Origin of the sequence: Pseudomonas sp. PA27(2017) (genome assembly GCF_001945445.1) — a bacterium.
Taxonomy (GTDB): Bacteria; Pseudomonadota; Gammaproteobacteria; order Pseudomonadales; family Pseudomonadaceae; genus Aquipseudomonas.
This window is the reverse complement of the sequence record NZ_MSXW01000061.1, coordinates 521,412-537,416: the sequence shown is the minus strand read 5'-3', so window position 1 is coordinate 537,416 and position 16,005 is coordinate 521,412. Positions and strand designations below refer to the sequence as shown.

General features: G+C 64.8%; 18 protein-coding genes and 1 other RNA gene. 6 read left to right on the top strand and 13 right to left on the bottom strand.

The window, feature by feature from the left end; translation table 11 throughout:
- Nucleotides 1–200 precede the first annotated feature (200 nt).
- The 9 genes from gcvH to BVH06_RS24025 all read right to left on the bottom strand — a co-directional run bounded on the left by gcvH (nucleotide 201) and on the right by BVH06_RS24025 (nucleotide 9,615).
- Nucleotides 201–584, bottom strand: a complete 384-nt coding sequence (gcvH, locus tag BVH06_RS24065; protein ID WP_075928659.1) for a glycine cleavage system protein GcvH — start codon at nucleotides 582–584, stop codon at nucleotides 201–203.
- Between the two features lie 81 nt (nucleotides 585–665).
- Nucleotides 666–1,760, bottom strand: a complete 1,095-nt coding sequence (gcvT, locus tag BVH06_RS24060; RefSeq protein WP_075928658.1) for a glycine cleavage system aminomethyltransferase GcvT — start codon at nucleotides 1,758–1,760, stop codon at nucleotides 666–668.
- A 207-nt stretch (nucleotides 1,761–1,967) separates the two neighbouring features.
- Nucleotides 1,968–3,521, bottom strand: coding sequence for an ABC transporter permease (locus BVH06_RS24055; protein WP_371915318.1), 1,554 nt, complete (start codon nucleotides 3,519–3,521; stop codon nucleotides 1,968–1,970).
- 169 nt (nucleotides 3,522–3,690) lie between these two features.
- Nucleotides 3,691–4,692 (bottom strand): extracellular solute-binding protein, encoded by a 1,002-nt coding sequence (locus BVH06_RS24050; protein ID WP_075928656.1) that lies wholly within the window; start codon nucleotides 4,690–4,692, stop codon nucleotides 3,691–3,693.
- A gap of 94 nt (nucleotides 4,693–4,786) precedes the next feature.
- Nucleotides 4,787–6,004: a 2-octaprenyl-3-methyl-6-methoxy-1,4-benzoquinol hydroxylase gene (locus tag BVH06_RS24045; RefSeq protein WP_075935792.1), complete on the bottom strand. Its 1,218-nt coding sequence runs from the start codon at nucleotides 6,002–6,004 to the stop codon at nucleotides 4,787–4,789.
- Between the two features lie 13 nt (nucleotides 6,005–6,017).
- Nucleotides 6,018–6,500, bottom strand: coding sequence for a DUF4442 domain-containing protein (locus tag BVH06_RS24040; RefSeq protein ID WP_075928655.1), 483 nt, complete (start codon nucleotides 6,498–6,500; stop codon nucleotides 6,018–6,020).
- Nucleotides 6,497–7,687: a 2-octaprenyl-6-methoxyphenyl hydroxylase gene (gene ubiH / locus BVH06_RS24035; protein ID WP_075935719.1), complete on the bottom strand. Its 1,191-nt coding sequence runs from the start codon at nucleotides 7,685–7,687 to the stop codon at nucleotides 6,497–6,499. Before ubiH ends, BVH06_RS24040 begins: the two co-directional genes overlap by 4 nt.
- Before the next feature lie 4 nt (nucleotides 7,688–7,691).
- Nucleotides 7,692–9,026 carry a Xaa-Pro aminopeptidase gene (gene pepP, locus BVH06_RS24030; RefSeq protein WP_075935718.1) on the bottom strand — a complete coding sequence of 445 codons (1,335 nt, stop codon included), beginning with the start codon at nucleotides 9,024–9,026 and terminating at the stop codon, nucleotides 7,692–7,694.
- 34 nt (nucleotides 9,027–9,060) lie between these two features.
- Nucleotides 9,061–9,615: a YecA family protein gene (locus tag BVH06_RS24025; RefSeq protein WP_075935717.1), complete on the bottom strand. Its 555-nt coding sequence runs from the start codon at nucleotides 9,613–9,615 to the stop codon at nucleotides 9,061–9,063.
- A gap of 144 nt (nucleotides 9,616–9,759) precedes the next feature.
- Between BVH06_RS24025 and BVH06_RS24020 the strand changes: the two genes are divergently transcribed.
- The 4 genes from BVH06_RS24020 to BVH06_RS24005 all read left to right on the top strand — a co-directional run bounded on the left by BVH06_RS24020 (nucleotide 9,760) and on the right by BVH06_RS24005 (nucleotide 11,190).
- Complete coding sequence (locus BVH06_RS24020) at nucleotides 9,760–9,969, top strand: TIGR02449 family protein (protein ID WP_075935716.1); 210 nt, start codon at nucleotides 9,760–9,762, stop codon at nucleotides 9,967–9,969.
- Nucleotides 9,966–10,277: a cell division protein ZapA gene (locus BVH06_RS24015; protein WP_075928651.1), complete on the top strand. Its 312-nt coding sequence runs from the start codon at nucleotides 9,966–9,968 to the stop codon at nucleotides 10,275–10,277. Before BVH06_RS24020 ends, BVH06_RS24015 begins: the two co-directional genes overlap by 4 nt.
- 33 nt (nucleotides 10,278–10,310) lie before the next feature.
- Nucleotides 10,311–10,490, top strand: a non-coding RNA gene (ssrS, locus tag BVH06_RS24010) — 6S RNA.
- A 103-nt stretch (nucleotides 10,491–10,593) separates the two neighbouring features.
- A complete protein-coding gene (locus BVH06_RS24005; protein WP_075935715.1) occupies nucleotides 10,594–11,190 on the top strand; it encodes a 5-formyltetrahydrofolate cyclo-ligase in 597 nt (198 codons plus the stop codon).
- A gap of 10 nt (nucleotides 11,191–11,200) precedes the next feature.
- Here BVH06_RS24005 and BVH06_RS26115 read toward each other — a convergent pair whose 3' ends face one another.
- A complete protein-coding gene (locus BVH06_RS26115; protein ID WP_256575261.1) occupies nucleotides 11,201–11,332 on the bottom strand; it encodes a hypothetical protein in 132 nt (43 codons plus the stop codon).
- Nucleotides 11,333–11,400: 68 nt separating this feature from the next.
- Here BVH06_RS26115 and BVH06_RS24000 point away from each other — a divergent pair, with 68 nt between their 5' ends.
- The gene (locus BVH06_RS24000; RefSeq protein WP_075935714.1) at nucleotides 11,401–11,850 is read left to right on the top strand and encodes an EVE domain-containing protein; all 450 of its coding nucleotides are present in this window, start codon (nucleotides 11,401–11,403) and stop codon (nucleotides 11,848–11,850) included.
- Here BVH06_RS24000 and BVH06_RS23995 read toward each other — a convergent pair whose 3' ends face one another.
- A complete protein-coding gene (locus BVH06_RS23995; RefSeq protein WP_075935713.1) occupies nucleotides 11,851–12,270 on the bottom strand; it encodes a flagellar basal body-associated protein FliL in 420 nt (139 codons plus the stop codon). It lies immediately after the preceding gene.
- 149 nt (nucleotides 12,271–12,419) lie between these two features.
- Here BVH06_RS23995 and BVH06_RS23990 point away from each other — a divergent pair, with 149 nt between their 5' ends.
- Nucleotides 12,420–13,400, top strand: a complete 981-nt coding sequence (locus tag BVH06_RS23990) for an NADPH:quinone oxidoreductase family protein (RefSeq protein ID WP_075935712.1) — start codon at nucleotides 12,420–12,422, stop codon at nucleotides 13,398–13,400.
- A 45-nt stretch (nucleotides 13,401–13,445) separates the two neighbouring features.
- On the opposite strand, the gene BVH06_RS23985 is transcribed toward BVH06_RS23990, so the two are convergent.
- Nucleotides 13,446–14,414, bottom strand: a complete 969-nt coding sequence (locus BVH06_RS23985) for a CDP-6-deoxy-delta-3,4-glucoseen reductase (protein ID WP_075935711.1) — start codon at nucleotides 14,412–14,414, stop codon at nucleotides 13,446–13,448.
- Nucleotides 14,414–15,880 carry a 4-hydroxy-3-polyprenylbenzoate decarboxylase gene (gene ubiD, locus BVH06_RS23980; RefSeq protein WP_075935709.1) on the bottom strand — a complete coding sequence of 489 codons (1,467 nt, stop codon included), beginning with the start codon at nucleotides 15,878–15,880 and terminating at the stop codon, nucleotides 14,414–14,416. Before ubiD ends, BVH06_RS23985 begins: the two co-directional genes overlap by 1 nt.
- Nucleotides 15,881–16,005: the final 125 nt, after the last annotated feature.

Genomic DNA, 16,005 nt, shown 5'->3' with positions numbered 1-16,005 from the left:
AGCCGGCCCTGCAGGCCGTGTGAAAACGTAGCGAGCGAAGGTCAGGCAGGGCAAAAACCGGCGAGAAAGCGCAGTTTACGAGCTGTAAATGAGCATTTTGATTGGACTCGCATCCGAGCCGGTTTTCAACGCCGCATGACCGAGCGCAGTAGTTTTCACACGGCCTGCCAGGGGCCGGCTTTTTCATGCATCATTACGGCTCAGCCGTCGATGCTCGCCTCGTAGCCTGCGCTGTCCAGCAGCTTTTGCAGCTGCGACGCATCGCTGGGCTGGAGCTTGAAGAACCAGCTGCCGTATGGGTCGTTGTTGACGCTTTCCGGGCTGTCGGCCAGGGCCTCGTTGATGGCGATCACTTCACCGCCAACCGGCGCGTAGATGTCGGAAGCGGCCTTCACCGACTCGACCACACCCGCTTCCTGGCCCGCGTCGAGCACCTTGCCGATTTCCGGCAGCTCGATGAACACCACATCACCCAGCGCTTGCTGAGCATGATCGGAGATGCCCACGGTCACGCTGCCATCGGCTTCCAGGCGGGCCCATTCGTGGCTGGTGGCGTAACGCAGATCGGCGGGGATAGAGCTCATGTTGTCGTTCCTCATCTGACAGGACGGCGACCGCGCCGTCCGGGGAATTTAGCAGGTGCGTAGGGGCCGTGTAAGAGTCTTTCAGATCAGCACTTTGCCATGGCGTACGAAGCTGGGCTGCACCACGCGAAGCGGGTACCACTTGCCGCGAATCTCCACCTCGGCGCGGTCACCGGTTTTCGCCGGCACCCGGGCCAGGGCGATGGACTTGCCCAGGGTCGGCGAGAAGCTGCCGCTGGTGATCTCGCCTTCGCCAACGCCGTCGACGCGTACCACCTGATGGGCGCGCAGCACGCCGCGCTCCTCCAGCACCACGCCGACCAGGCGTGAATGCGTGCCCTCAGCATGCTGACGCTGCAGCGCTTCACGGCCGATGAACACGCGCTCGGCGGGCTCCCAGGCCACCGTCCAGGCCAGGTTGCAAGCCAGCGGCGAGGACTGCTCGTCCATGTCCTGGCCGTATAGATTCAGGCCAGCCTCCAGGCGCAGCGTATCGCGTGCGCCCAGGCCGATGGGAGAAATACCAGCGCCGACAAGGTCGTTGAAGAACGCCACGGCTTCGCCGGCCGGCAACATGATCTCCAGGCCGTCCTCGCCGGTGTAGCCGGTGCGGGCGATGAACCAGTCGCCATCGGGCAGGCCCTGGAACGGCTTGAGCTCGTGGATCAGGCTGGCGCGGGCCTGACTGACCAGCTCGGCTGTGCGGGCACGGGCCTTGGGCCCCTGCACAGCGAACATGGCGAAGTCGCTGCGCTCGCGCAATTCGACGGCAAAGTCGCTGCTCTGCGCACGCATCCAGGCCAGATCCTTGTCGCGTGTGGCCGCATTGACCACCAGGCGGTAGGCCGGCGCCTCTGCCATATCGAGCCGGTAGACGATCAGGTCGTCGATCACCCCGCCCTGTTCGTTGAGCATGGCGCTGTACAGGGCCTTGCCCGCGGTTTGCAGACGACTCACATCGTTGGCCAGCAGGCGTTGCAGGTAGCGCTGGGCATCGCTGCCCTGCACGTCGACCACGGTCATGTGGGAAACGTCGAAGACCCCGCAATCGCGGCGTACCTGGTGATGCTCCTCGACCTGGGAGCCATAGTGCAGCGGCATGTCCCAGCCGCCGAAGTCGACCATCTTGGCGCCGAGCGCCAGGTGCAGGTCGTAAAGAGGTGTGCGCTGTCCCATGGGATCTCCTTCCGGGCGTTGCGAAGCTGGGGCGCGCGTGAAGTGGGCCATTCCAGATGAATTTGGACATGGCTGCATGGCGGGCCGCAGCGAATGGCGCGCATTGTAGCCGCATGGTCGGGGCGGGTCATCTTGGACATTGGCAGACGGTGTTACAAATGGACCGATAACCGTCGACGCGCGGCCTTGCGCTCGCCTGGCAACCGTCTATCCGATTCGCTGTGCCGAGCGGCGAATCAGCAGGATCACCGGCAGCACCCCGACCAGCACCAGGGTCAGCGCGGGCAATGCGGCGCGCGCCCATTCACCTTCGCTGGTCATCTCGAAGATGCGCACGGCCAGGGTGTCCCAGCCGAAGGGGCGCATCAGCAGCGTGGCCGGCATTTCCTTGAGCACATCGACGAACACCAGCAGGGCCGCCGACAGCACACCAGGCATCAGCAACGGCAGATAAACACGCATGAACAACGGCAAGCCGCCGACACCCAGGCTGCGCGACGCCTGGGCCAGTGACGGGCGAATGCGCGCCAGGCTGGTTTCCAACGGCCCGAAGGCTACCGCCAGAAAGCGGATCAGGTAGGCGAGCAGCAACGCGCCCAGGCTGCCCAGCAACAGCGCCTTGCCGGCGCCACCAAGCCATTTCGACAGGGGAATGACCACACCGTTGTCCAGGCTGCTGAAGGCCAGCATGATCGCCACCGCCAGCATCGAACCCGGCAGTGCGTAGCCGAGGTTGGCCAGGCCAACGGTGGCACCCATCAGGCGGGTCGGTGCCTGGCGCCGTGCGAAGGCCAGCAACAGTGCGACCGAAACGGTGATCAACGCCGCCATTGCACCCAGGTACAAGGTGTGGAGGATCAGCGCCAGATAACGCTCATCGAGATCGAAACGCCCCCGCTGCCAGAACCACACCAGGAGCTGCAGCATCGGGATCACGAAAGCGCAGGCGAATACCAGCAGGCACCAGCCACTGGCCGCCAGCGCGCGCAGGCCGGTCAGCCGATACAGCGCGCCGCTTCGCGGCCGCTCGACCGCAGGCCTTACGGCACCACGGGTGCGGCGCTCGCCATGGAGCACCAGCATCACCGCGAACAGCAGCAGGCAGGCCAGTTGCGCCGCGCTGCCCAGGCTGTAAAAGCCATACCAGGTCTTGTAAATAGCAGTGGTGAAGGTATCGAAGTTGAATACCGAAACGGCGCCGAAATCGGCCAGGGTCTCCATCAATGCCAAGGCCAGCCCGGCGCCGATAGCTGGCCGCGCCACCGGCAGCGCCACCCGCCAGAACGCCAGCCAGGGCGAATGGCCCAGGGTACGCGAAGCCTCCATCAGGCCCTTGCCCTGAGCCAGGAAGGCGTTACGCGCCAGCAGGTAGACATAGGGGTAGAAAACCAGCACCAACACGATGATCACGCCGGCCGTCGAGCGTACCCGGGGAAACCGTATGCCGCTGCCCAGCCATTCACGCAGCGCCGTTTGCACCGGGCCGGAGAAGTCCAGCAGGCCGACGAACACGAAGGCCAACACGTAGGCAGGAATGGCGAACGGCAGCATCAGCGCCCAGTCCAGCCAGCGCCGGCCGGGAAACTCGCAGAGGCTGGTCAGCCAGGCCAGGCTCACGCCGAGCAGCGTCACGCCTAGCCCAACGCCGAGCACCAGCGTCACCGTGTTGCCGATCAGCCGCGGCAGCTGGGTCTGCCAGAGGTGCGACCAGATCTGCCGATCCACCTCGTGCCAGCTCGCCAGCAACACCAGCAGCGGCATAAGCACCAACAGGGCGACGGCAAAGGCGATGGGGTACCAGCGACGCTGGGTCGAATAGGCCACGCAAACTCCAAAACGCGTAAAGCACGACGCCCCGGACAATGCCGGGGCGTCGCTTGCAGGCGCCTGACTGGCCGCTAGCGGCTCGCTCGGGCGCCGCGGTCAGTGATCAGTTCCAGCCAGCGCGATCCATCAGGCGAATGGCCTCGGCCTGACGCTTGCCGGCCACTTCCACGGCGATGCTGTCTGCCTTGAACTCACCCCAGGAGGCGACTTCCGCTGAAGGCTTCACCTTCGGGTTGGCCGGGAACTCCTTGTTGGCGTCGGCGAAGATGTTCTGCGCTTCGGCACTGGTCATCCACTCGACCAGCTTCTGCGCCGCCTCGGGGTTCGGCGCATGCTTGGTCAGGCCGACACCGGACAGGTTGACGTGCACGCCGCGGTCTTTCTGGTTCGGCCAGAACAGCTTGGCTTTCAGGTCGGGCTTCTGCTCGTGCAGACGGCCGAAGTAGTAAGTGTTGACGATGCCCACGTCGCACTGGCCCGCAGCCACGGCGTTGATGACCGAGTTGTCGTCCGGGAACACGTCGGTCGCCAGGTTGTTGACCCAGCCCTTGATGATCTCTTCGGTCTTGGCTTCACCGTGAGTCTCGATCAGGGTGGCGGTGAGCGACTGGTTGTAGACCTTCTTGCTGGTGCGCAGGCACAGGCGGCCCTCCCAGTTCTTGTCGGCCAGCGCTTCGTAGGTGGTCAGCTCGCCGTCCTTCACCCGTTCCGGCGAGTAGACGATGGTGCGCGCGCGCAGCGACAGGCCGGTCCAGGCACCGCTGGCGGCGCGGTACTGAGCAGGAATGTTGGCGTCGACGACGCTGGACTTCATCGGCTGCAGAATACCCATCTGCTCGGCCTGCCAGAGGTTGCCGGCGTCGACGGTGATCAGCAGATCTGCCGGGGTGTTCTCGCCCTCTGCCTTGATGCGCTCCATCAGCGGCGCTTCCTTGTCGGTGATGAACTTCACCGCGACGCCGCTCTTGGCGGTATAGGCGTCGAACACCGGTTTGATCAGCTCGTCGATACGCGAGGAATAGACCACGACTTCATCGGCGGCCTGCACCGCGCTGGCCAGCGTACTGAGGGTGAAAACGGCGAGAAGCGCACGACGTACCGACATGACAGAGACCTTGTGGAAGATGAGAGAGCGAGGATGATAGTGACTCGCATCTGCACCGCACACCGGGAGCTCGTTGCCAGATATTACAGCGCCATCAGGCCTTCGCCATCTCCGGCAGGTCGCCGCTCAGGCCCAGGGCCTGGCGCACGAACAGCGCCTTGGCGTCTTCCAGGCCGTCGACCAGATCCAGGCCGGCGTTGCGCGCCAGACGCAGCGCCAGAGAGTCGCTCTGGAACAGACGCTGGAAGCCTTCCATCGCCGCCATCATCGCCAGGTTGTGCGGCATGCGCCGGCGCTCGTAACGACTCAGCACGCGCTCATCGGCCAGACGCTCGCCGCGTGCCGTGGCCTGCGCCAGCACTTCAGCGAGCACCGCGGCGTCGAGGAAGCCGAGGTTGACGCCCTGCCCAGCCAGCGGGTGGATGGTGTGGGCGGCGTCGCCGATCAGTGCCAGCCCCGGTTCGACGTAACGCTTGGCGTGCCGCTGGCGCAGCGGAATGCACAGGCGGCGATCCACCTGCAGCACCTGGCCGAGGCGGTACTCGAACGCCTGCCCCAGCTCTGTAGAAAACGCGTCGTCGTCCAGTGCCATCAGCCCGGTGGCCTGATCCGGCGTAGTCGACCAGACGATCGAGCACCAGTGCTCGCCGTCGCGCTCGCCCAGCGGCAGGAAGGCCAGCGGACCTTCGTCGGTGAAGCGCTGCCAGGCCGTGGCCTGATGAGCCTCGGCACAACGCACGCTGGTGACGATGGCGTGGTGCAGGTAATCCCATTCGCGGGTTTCGCAGCCGGCCAGGCGGCGCACCGCGGAATTGGCGCCATCCGCCGCGATAATCAGCGGCGTACGCAGCTCGCGTCCGTCGGCCAGGGTCAGCAGCCAGTCATCACCAGAGTGGCGCAGGCGCTCCAGGCGCGCATCGGCCAACAGACCCACGTCGCTGTCATGCAGGCGCTCGAGCAGGGCGTCCTGGACCACGCGGTTCTCGACGATATGGCCAAGGGTCATGGCATGCACGCTGCCGGCGCTGAAATGGATATGGCCGGTGCCGCTGCCGTCCCAGACATGCATGTCGCGATAGGGGCAACTGCGCCGCGCCAGCACGCCGGGCCAGGCGCCAAGGCGTTCGAGAATGCGCTGGCTGGCCATCGACAAGGCGCTGACCCGCGGCTCGTAGCCTGCGCTGGCGTCGAACGGTTCGACCCGCATCGGGCCGCCATCGAGCACCAGGCATTCCAGGCCATGCCCGCGCAAGGCCAGTGCCAGGGCGCTGCCGACCATGCCGGCGCCCACGATGATCAGGTCTGCACGCATCTCGTTCATATCCTCAGGCTGCCTGTCGCACGCGCGGCTTGAGCCGCACGTAAAGCGTCTTGTTGACCCGCGCCACCAGGGTGCCGCTGCCATCGCGCACCTCGACCGGCAATTCGGGCAGGTACTTGTCGCCATCGGCGGTGCGCTCGCGCACCTCGTCGATGAAGGCCTGGTCGATGGCGAACGAGGCGAACACCGGCCCGCGGCCCGGCGCGATGAAATCGATGCTGGCGGCCTTGTCCCAGACCACGTAATCGCGGCCCAGGTTCTCCATCAGCATCAGCATGTAGAAGGGATCGGTCATCGAATACAGGCTGCCGCCGAACTGGGTACCCACGTAATTGCGGTTGTACCAGCCCAAACGCATTTTAACCTCGACCTGACGGAAATCCGGAGCGATACGGCGGATCCACACACCGGCGCCCAGGTAAGGCGGGTAGGCGTTCATGATCCAGCGCAGCACACGGGCCTTGCGCGCCAGCCGGCGGGCATTCATTGCGGGTTACCGCGAGTACCCATGCCCATGGCCTGACGCGCGAACCAGCGCTTGGCCGGCGGCAGCAACTCCAGCCCGAGCAGGCCCAGATTGCGGCCGGCGGCGAGCAGCGGCTGGTCGGTGCTGAACAGCCGGGTGACCTGATCGGAAAACGCCACGGTGCGCGCCTGGTCACCGGCCTGGGTGGCGGCGTAGCGCTGCAGGGTGGTCAGATCACCCAGCGGCGCCGCGCTCGCCAGCAGCGTATCGGCCAGCGCACGCACGTCACGCAGCGACAGGTTGAAGCCTTGCCCAGCGATCGGGTGCAGGCTGTGGGCTGCATTGCCGAGCACCACCAGGTTGGCGCGCACCTGCTCGGCGGCTTCGATCAGCACCAGCGGGTACGGCACCCGTGCGCCAACCTGGCGCAGGGCACCGAGGCGGTAACCGAAGGCCTGCTGCAGCTCGGCGAGAAAGGCGCGCTCATCGAGCTTGAGCAGCCGTTCGACCTCGCGGCTCGGGTGCGTCCACACCAACGCACAGCGATTATCGGAAAGCGGCAGCAGCGCCAGCGGGCCGGATTCGGTGAAACGCTCGAAGGCCTCGCCGCCATGGGCCTGTGATGGCGTGATGTTGGCGATCAAGGCAGTCTGATCGTACGGTCGCAGATTGACGGCGATACCCAATTGCTCACGCAACGACGAACGCCCGCCATCGGCGAGGATGGCCAGCGAGCAGTCGATCAGGGTTTCGTCGTCCAGGGTCAGGCGATAGCCTTCGGCGGTGGGCTCCATGCGCTCGACCTGGGCCGGGCAGCGCCATTGGATCACCTCGGCGTCCAGTGCCTGCCACAGGCAGTGGCCGAGCCAAGCGTTTTCCACCACGTAGCCCAGGGCCGGCACGTTTTCCTGATCGGCGCTGAGCCGGGCTGCCGCGAAACGCCCCCGATCGGAGACGTGAATGCGCTCGATGGCGGTGCCCTGTTCGGCAATCGCCGGCCACAGGCCGAGGCCTTCGTAGATCAGTCGCGAGCCGTAGGACAGCGCGGTGGAGCGGGCATCGTAACTGGGCTGGTAGCCGTCGCCTGGGGCGAACGGTTCGATCAGCGCGATACGCCAGCCGCGCTTGCACGCCTCGCCCTGCAGCGCCAGCGCCAGGCTGGCGCCAACCAGGCCGCCACCAATGATCGCCACGTCGACTCGCAACATGGCCTCAGGCTACCTGCGCACGGGCGGCGGCCATCAGTGCTTCGATCTCGTCGACGGCCTTGGGCACGTCGTTGGTGAGGATCTCGCAACCGGTCTTGGTCACCACCACGTCATCCTCGATGCGCACACCAATGCCGCGCCATTTCTTGGCGACGTTCTGGTTGTCCACAGCGATGTAGATGCCCGGCTCGACGGTCATCGCCATGCCGACTTCGAGCACGCGCCATTCGCCGCCGACCTTGTATTCGCCGACATCGTGCACGTCCATGCCCAGCCAGTGGCCGGCGCGGTGCATGTAGAACGGCTTGTAGGCCTCGGCCGCGATCAACTCGTCGACGTCGCCGTCCAGCAAACCGAGATCGACCAGACCTCTGGTGATGACCCGCACCGTGGCCTCGTGGGCCTCGTTCCAATGGCGGCCGGGAGCGATGAACCTGAAGGCTTCCATATTGGCGGCCAGCACGATCTCGTAGATGGCCTTCTGCTCGGGCGTGAACGTACCGCTGACCGGGAAGGTGCGGGTAATGTCACTGGCGTAGCAGTCGATCTCGCAACCGGCATCGATCAGCACCAGATCGCCGTCCTTGAGCAGGGCGTCGTTCTCGCGGTAGTGCAGGATGCAGGCATTCTTGCCCGCCGCGACGATGGAGCCGTAGGCCGGCATCTTCGAACCGCCCTTGCGGAATTCGTAATCGAGCTCCGCTTCCAGGTGATATTCGTAGAGCCCGGCACGGCTGGCCTGCATGGCCTTGATATGGGCGCGGGCGGAAATCTGCGCCGCTTCGCGCATCACCTTCACCTCGCCGGCCGACTTGTACAGGCGCAGGTCGTGGAGGAAGTGGTTGAGGGCGACGAACTCCTTGGGCGGCGACGCGCCCTGGCGCGCCTTGGAGCGGATCACGTTGACCCACTCCATCAGGTGCCGGTCGAACTCCGGGTTGGTGCCCACCGCGTAATAGACGCGCTCACGGCCCTCGATCAGGCCTGGCAGGATGTCGTCGATATCACCGATGGGAAAGGCATCGTCCGCGCCATAGCGGCTGATCGCCCCTTCCTGACCGGCGCGCAAACCGTCCCACAACTCGCGGTCGGGATCGCGCTCACGGCAGAACAACACGTACTCGCCATGCTCACGGCCGGGAATCAGGGCGATCACCGCCTCGGGCTCGGGAAAGCCGGACAGGTACTGGAAATCGCTGTCCTGGCGGTAGATGTGCTCGACGTCGCGGTTGCGAATGAACACCGGCGCCGCCGGCAGGATGGCGATGCTGTTCGGTTCCATCTGCGCCATCAGCGCCTTGCGACGGCGGGCGTATTCCGCTTTGGAGATGCTGGTCATGGGCAGGCTCGATTCCGGTCGGTGAAGGGCGCGATCAGTGCAGCGAAGGCTTGGGCGCCTGGGCAGCCGGCTTGGCGCACTCGCTGAACAGCAGCAGCGGCGCGACGCGCAGGTACTCCATGACTTCCATGTAATCGTTCTCGCCGTCCTCGGACTCGTCCAGCGCATTCTGCACCTGGGCGATGGCGGACAAATCCTGCAGCACTTCCATGGCCTCGGCGCTCAACGCAGCGTCGCCGACTGTCAGCCCGAAGCCACCGAGAAAGCCCTGACACCACTGGCCCAGCGCCGCAGCACGCTCGGCCAGGGGGGCTTCGTCGGAGGGCAGCAGCAGAACCACGGTGACGTCGTCACCGGTCAGCTCGCCGCGCACCATTTCCTGCAGGCCAATCAACGCCTGGCGTACGTTTTCCGGCGGCTCGACACCGAGCAGTTCGGTGGCGTCGACCAGCCAGGGGCCGGCCTCGAAGCCCGCGCCAGCGCAACTGCGACCCAGCAGCAGGCCGTGCAATTCGGCAGGTGAAACGGAGGAACCACCACTGGCGAGCAGGGCAGCGAATGCAGCGTAGGGAGAACTGGAAGTCGGCATCGATCACTAGGCGCCAAGGGGCGCAATCACTAGAATGGAGGCTTTCTATCCTAGCACTGGCGCACGCGCCAAAACCATCGGCCGGTTTGCACCGGCGAGCCGCTGGATCTATACACTGCGCACACCCTGCCAAAGCGAGAGCCAATGGAAGACGCCGATCTAAACGCCCTGACGGCAAAGCTGGAACTGCTGATCCAGCGCGTCGAGCGACTCAAGGCACAAAACCGTCTCTTGCTGGAAAGCGAGCAGGCATGGCGCGAAGAACGCGCTCATCTGATCGAAAAGAACGAAATGGCTCGGCACAAGGTCGAATCGATGATTTCGCGCCTCAAAGCCCTGGAGCAGGACTCATGACCCAATCGAATACCGTCACCGTTCAGATTCTGGACAAAGAATATTGCATCGCCTGCCCCGCCGATGAGCGTAGCAACCTGCAAAGCGCCGCCCGCTACCTAGACGGCAAGATGCGGGAGATCCGCAGCGGCGGCAAAGTCATCGGCGCAGACCGCGTCGCGGTGATGGCAGCCCTGAACATCACCCATGATCTGCTGCACAAGCAGCAGAACCTCGACAAGCAGGCCACCGTCACCCGCGACCACGTGCGCGACCTGCTCGGCCGTGTCGACAACGCACTCGACGAAACCGATGGCCGTGGCGCCTGACCAACGGTCGTCCTTTTGCGTTATACTGGCCACAGCTCCCTGGAGTGTGCGCCAGTTGGTTGATGTCCCTGAGCCGATACGCACAACCCCGGGGGTTGTCAGTTGAGGCCGGTGTGCATGTCCGCTTGACGGAAAGCCTTAAGGTTTCCTGCAACCTCCACCTTGAACTTTCGGGTTCAAGGGCTAAACCGACAGCGGCATGCTGGGGAGTCACAAATTTGCAGCCCGCTGCTGGCCCAGGCCAGCAGCGGGCTTTTTGTTGGTGGCGAGCGCTGATGGATGCGAGGCGCAGTGGTAACAACAAGGGGACCGGCCCATGATCGAAGCCAGCAACCTGACCCGCGCCCAGCTGCGCCGCACGCTGCGCAAGACGCGGCGCGAGCTGCCAAGGGCTGCGCAACGCAAGGCGGCGGCGGCGCTGTATCGCCAGCTGGCCCAGCATCCGATCTTTCGCCGCACGCGCAGCGTCGCCCTGTACCTGGCCAATGACGGGGAAATCGACCCGCACCTGCTGATCAGAGCCGCCCATGCGCGCGGTAAGCAGGTGTTCCTGCCGGTGCTGAAATCCTGGCCACGCACCAGCATGGTGTTCCAGCGCCTGGACGCGCACGAAAAGCTCGCTGCCAATCGCTTCGGCATCCCCGAACCCCGCCGCAACGGCAAGCGCCAGCGCAAGATCTGGACGCTCGATCTGATCCTGCTGCCCCTGGTGGGCTTCGACCAGCACGGCGGTCGCCTCGGCATGGGCGGCGGCTTCTACGATCGCAGCCTGGCGTATCGCGCACGGCGCAAAAATTGGCACAAACCGACCCTGCTCGGGCTGGCCCACGGCTGCCAGCAGGTGGATCGGCTGAGCATGGCCAACTGGGACGTACCACTGGATGCCACCGTGACCGATGGCGGCTGGTATTAACACGCCGCGCTTAACGCTCGGCTCGAACCGCCTCAGTAACCGGTTTACCCTGCTGCCACTGGCTTTGCGTGTAGCCCGTGGTCACCATGCCAAGGCCGAATACCAGTACCAGCATCCACAACAGATCAGGCTTGCGCCGCATATCACCACTCCCTACCGAATCCCCCGTCACGCAGCACCTGCAGCGCACCGACTCAGAGAGCAAAGTTCATGCCCTATTGGCTGATGAAATCCGAACCCGACGAATTGTCCATCCATGACCTGCAGCGCCTGGCCAAGACGCGTTGGGATGGCGTGCGCAACTACCAGGCGCGCAACTTCATCCGCAGCATGCAGGCGGGCGATCAATTCCTGTTCTATCACTCCAGTTGCCCGCAACCGGGAGTTGCCGGCATCGCCCGGATCGACGGGGCACCCTACCCGGATCCCGCTGCGCTGGATCCGCAGAGCCATTACTTCGACGCCAAAGCCAGCACCGAGAAGAATCCGTGGACGGCCATCGACGTGAGTTTCGTGGAGGCGTTCAAGCAGGTCATCCCGCTCGCCGAACTGAAGGCGCAGGCGGCGCTGGCGGAACTCGCGCTGGTGCAAAAAGGCAGCCGCCTGTCAGTGATGCCCGTCACCGAGGCGCAGTGGACGGCAATTCTGTTGCTGAAGTGATCAGCCCTGCAGGATCAGGTTGTTGAACAGCAGATCCTCGACCAGCGGCTGGCCTTCCTCGTCGGTGAGCACCTGCTGGACCTGCTTGAGGGCTTCCTGGCGCAGCTTTTCCTTGGCATCGGGGGTGGCCAGGTTCTCTTCGGTCTGCTGGGAGAACAGCATCACCAGTTGGTTGCGAATCAGCGGCTCGTGGTGGGTGACCTTGGCTTCGGCATCGGCGCCGGTGACGCGCAGCGCCACGTCGGCCTTGTAGTACTTGAGCTTGGGCCCGACACCGAAGTTGCCGACCAGCGCCGGCGTCAGGCTGTGATAGATCACCTGCGGTGCGGCGCCCTCGCCCTCGCCTTCCTTCTTTTCTTCATTGGCGAACGCCGGGATCGACAGTGCGCAGGCAAGCAGAAGCGTGATGAGGGTTTTCACAGGGCGATCTCCGTTGGGTTGCCCGCAAGCATAGCAACGCCTGGCGCAGACCCCAATGCTTATGGCGGGTTATCAGACGAGGCCATGCTCGTTGACCGTAAGGCCCGCTTACCTAAACTGCAGGGCGACTCCCCTCGAGGTAAACCACCATGAAAGCACTGCTCTGCAAAGCCTTCGGCCCTGCCGAGACGCTGGTACTGGAGGCCGTCGACAGCCCAAGCCCGAAAGGCAACGAGGTATTGATCGAGGTGCAGGCCGCTGGCGTGAATTTCCCGGATACGCTGATCATCGAGGGCAAATACCAGTTCAAGCCACCCTTCCCGTTCTCGCCCGGTGGCGAAGTAGCCGGCGTAGTCAGCACGGTGGGCGACAAGGTCGCGAACCTGAAGGCAGGCGACCGGGTGATGGCCCTGACCGGCTGGGGCGGCTTTGCCGAACAGGTAGCCGCTCCCGCTTACAACGTGCTGCCGGTGCCCGCGAGCATGGACCTGACCACGGCGGCCGCCTTCGGCATGACCTACGGCACTTCGATGCACGCACTCAGGCAGCGCGCAGGCCTCAAGCCGGGTGAAACCCTGCTGGTGCTGGGCGCCGCCGGCGGTGTCGGCCTGGCGGCGGTGGAAATCGGCAAGGCCATGGGCGCACGGGTGATCGCCGCAGCCAGTAGTGCAGAGAAGCTGGAAGTGGCGCGCAACGCTGGCGCCGACGAGCTGATCGACTACAGCGAGCAGAGCCTCAAGGACGAAGTGAAAAAGCTCACCAACGGCCAGGGCGTCGACGTGATCTACGATCCAGTCGGTGGACCGCTGTTCGAGGAGGCGTTTCGCTGTATGGCCTGGAATGGCCGCTTCCTGGTCGTCGGCTTCGCCGCCGGCGGTGGCATCCCGACGCTGCCAGCCAACCTGCCGCTACTCAAGGGCGCTGCCCTGGTCGGCGTGTTCTGGGGCTCCTTTGCCCAGCGCCAGCCGGCGGACAACGCCGACAACTTCCGGCAGCTGTTCGCCTGGCATGCCGAGGGCAAACTCAAGCCGCTGGTGTCGCAGACCTTCCCGCTGGAGCGCGGCGGCGAGGCGATCGACGCCCTCGGCCAGCGCAAGGCCGTCGGCAAGCTGGTGGTGACCGTTCGCTGACGGGGCACTGAAAACAGCAAGCCGCCCGAGGGCGGCTTGCTTCGTTCAGTCCCGCGGCGCGTAGGCGAATACGTCGGCGCGCATCTGATGGGCATCCATGCCGGACTCGACCAAGGCGTCGAGGGTGGCGTAGACCATGCTCGGCGAACCGCTGGCGTAGACGTGCAGCGCACGCAGATCCGTGAAGTCCTCTCGAACCGCCTCGTGCAACAGGCCGCAGCGGCCCTGCCAGGCGCACTGGTCGCTGACCACCTGATGCAGAGACAGGTTGGGCAATGCCTGCCACTCGTCCCAATGGGGCAGTTGATAAAAATCTTCGGGACGCCGCGCGCCCCAGTACAGGTGCACCGGGTGCTGGAAGCCACGCGAGCGGCACTCTTCGATCAGGCTGTGCATCTGCGCCATCCCGGTACCCGCGGCGATCAGCAGCAGCGGCCCGTCTGGCAGCTCGGCCAGGTGGGCGTCGCCGAATGGCAACTGCACCCGCGCCGTGCCCTGCTCGCGCAGCTGCTGCAGCAGGTTCAATGCACTCGCTTCGCGCCCTAGAATATGCAGCTCCAGGTCACGGCCCTGCTGCGGCGCCGAGGCCAGGGAAAAAGCCGACTTCTCGCCATCCTGGCGTTCGATCAACAGGTACTGGCCGGCGTGGTAGCGCGGCGGCTTGCCGGCCGGCGCCCGCAGCAGCACGCGCCACACATCGCCGCCAGCCTCGATGCAGTCCACCACCTGGCAACCCAGGCTGCGTACCGGCAGTTCGCCGGGCAGCAGCACGCCGTCCCAGTGCAGCACGCAGTCTTCCAGCGGCTCGGCGATGCAGGCGTACAGCTCGCCATGGTCCAGTTCGGCGCCGTTCTGGCGAACGCGACCTTCGATCAGCAGCGCGGCGCACACATGACAATTGCCGTTGCGGCAGCTTTGCGGGCAGGTGTAGCCCAGGCGCCGAGCTGCATCGAGGATGGCTTCGCCGGCTTCGACTTCGAGCACTGCGCCGGAGGGTTGCAGGGTGACCTTCATCAATCGATTCCCAACTGGCTCCACATTTCATCGACCCGCTTGGTGACCGCCTCGTCCTTGACGATGGCGCGGCCCCACTCACGATTGGTTTCACCCGGCCACTTGTGAGTGGCATCCAGGCCCATCTTCGAACCCAGGCCGGAGATCGGCGAGGCGAAATCCAGATAGTCGATCGGCGTATTCTCGATCATCACCGTATCGCGCTTGGGGTCCATGCGCGTGGTGATGGCCCAGATCACGTCGTTCCAGTCGCGGGCATTGATGTCGTCGTCGGTGACGATCACGAACTTGGTGTACATGAACTGGCGCAGGAACGACCACACGCCCAGCATCACGCGCTTGGCGTGCCCTGGGTACTGCTTCTTCATGGTCACCACCGCCATGCGGTAGGAACAACCCTCCGGCGGCAGGTAGAAGTCGGTGATCTCCGGGAACTGCTTCTGCAGGATCGGCACGAACACTTCGTTCAGCGCCACGCCAAGAATCGCTGGCTCGTCTGGCGGCCGGCCGGTGTAGGTGCTGTGATAGATCGGATCACGACGACGGGTGATGCGCTCGACGGTGAACACCGGGAAGGTGTCGACCTCGTTGTAATAACCGGTGTGATCGCCGTACGGGCCTTCTGGCGCGGTTTCGCCCGGATGGATCACACCCTCGAGAACGATCTCGGCGCTGGCCGGAACTTGCAGGTCGTTACCGATGGCCTTGACCAGCTCGGTGCGATGACCACGCAGCAGGCCGGCGAAGGCGTATTCGGACAGGGTGTCGGGCACTGGCGTGACGGCGCCTAGGATGGTCGCCGGGTCCGCACCCAGGGCCACGCACACCGGATAGGGTTTGCCCGGATGCTTCTGGCACCACTCGCGGTAATCCAGCGCGCCGCCGCGGTGGCTGAGCCAGCGCATGATCACCTTGTTGCGGCCGATCACCTGCTGGCGATAGATACCGAGGTTCTGACGCTCCTTGTTCGGCCCCTTGGTGATGGTCAGGCCCCAGGTGATCAGCGGCGCCACGTCGCCGGGCCAGCAGTGCTGAATGGGCAACTTGCTCAGGTCGACGTCGTCGCCCTCCTCGATCACTTCATGGCACGGCGCGTCCTTGAGCACCTTGGGCGCCATGCTGATGACCTTCTTGAAGATCGGCAGCTTGCTCCAGGCATCCTTGAGCCCCTTCGGCGGCTCGGGCTCCTTGAGAAAGGCCAGCAGCTTGCCAATTTCGCGCAGCTCGGAAACGTCTTCAGCGCCCATGCCCAGCGCCACGCGCTTGGGCGTGCCGAACAGGTTGCCGAGTACCGGAACGCTGTGGCCGGTGGGGTTCTCGAACAGCAGTGCCGGGCCGCCCTTGCGCAGAGTGCGGTCGCACACTTCGGTCATCTCCAGGATAGGCGATACCGGCGCCTTGATGCGCTTGAGCTCGCCGCGCGCTTCCAGGCCGCGGATAAAGTCGCGCAGATCGCGATACTGCATGCTGGAACCTCACTTGAATCGGGGCGCAAAGTTTAGCGCCGAAGTCGGACTTGCAGAACAGTCGATACTACAGACAGACAAAAGCCGGGTTTCCCCGGCTTTTTGTGCCACCAGTAAATGCTGGA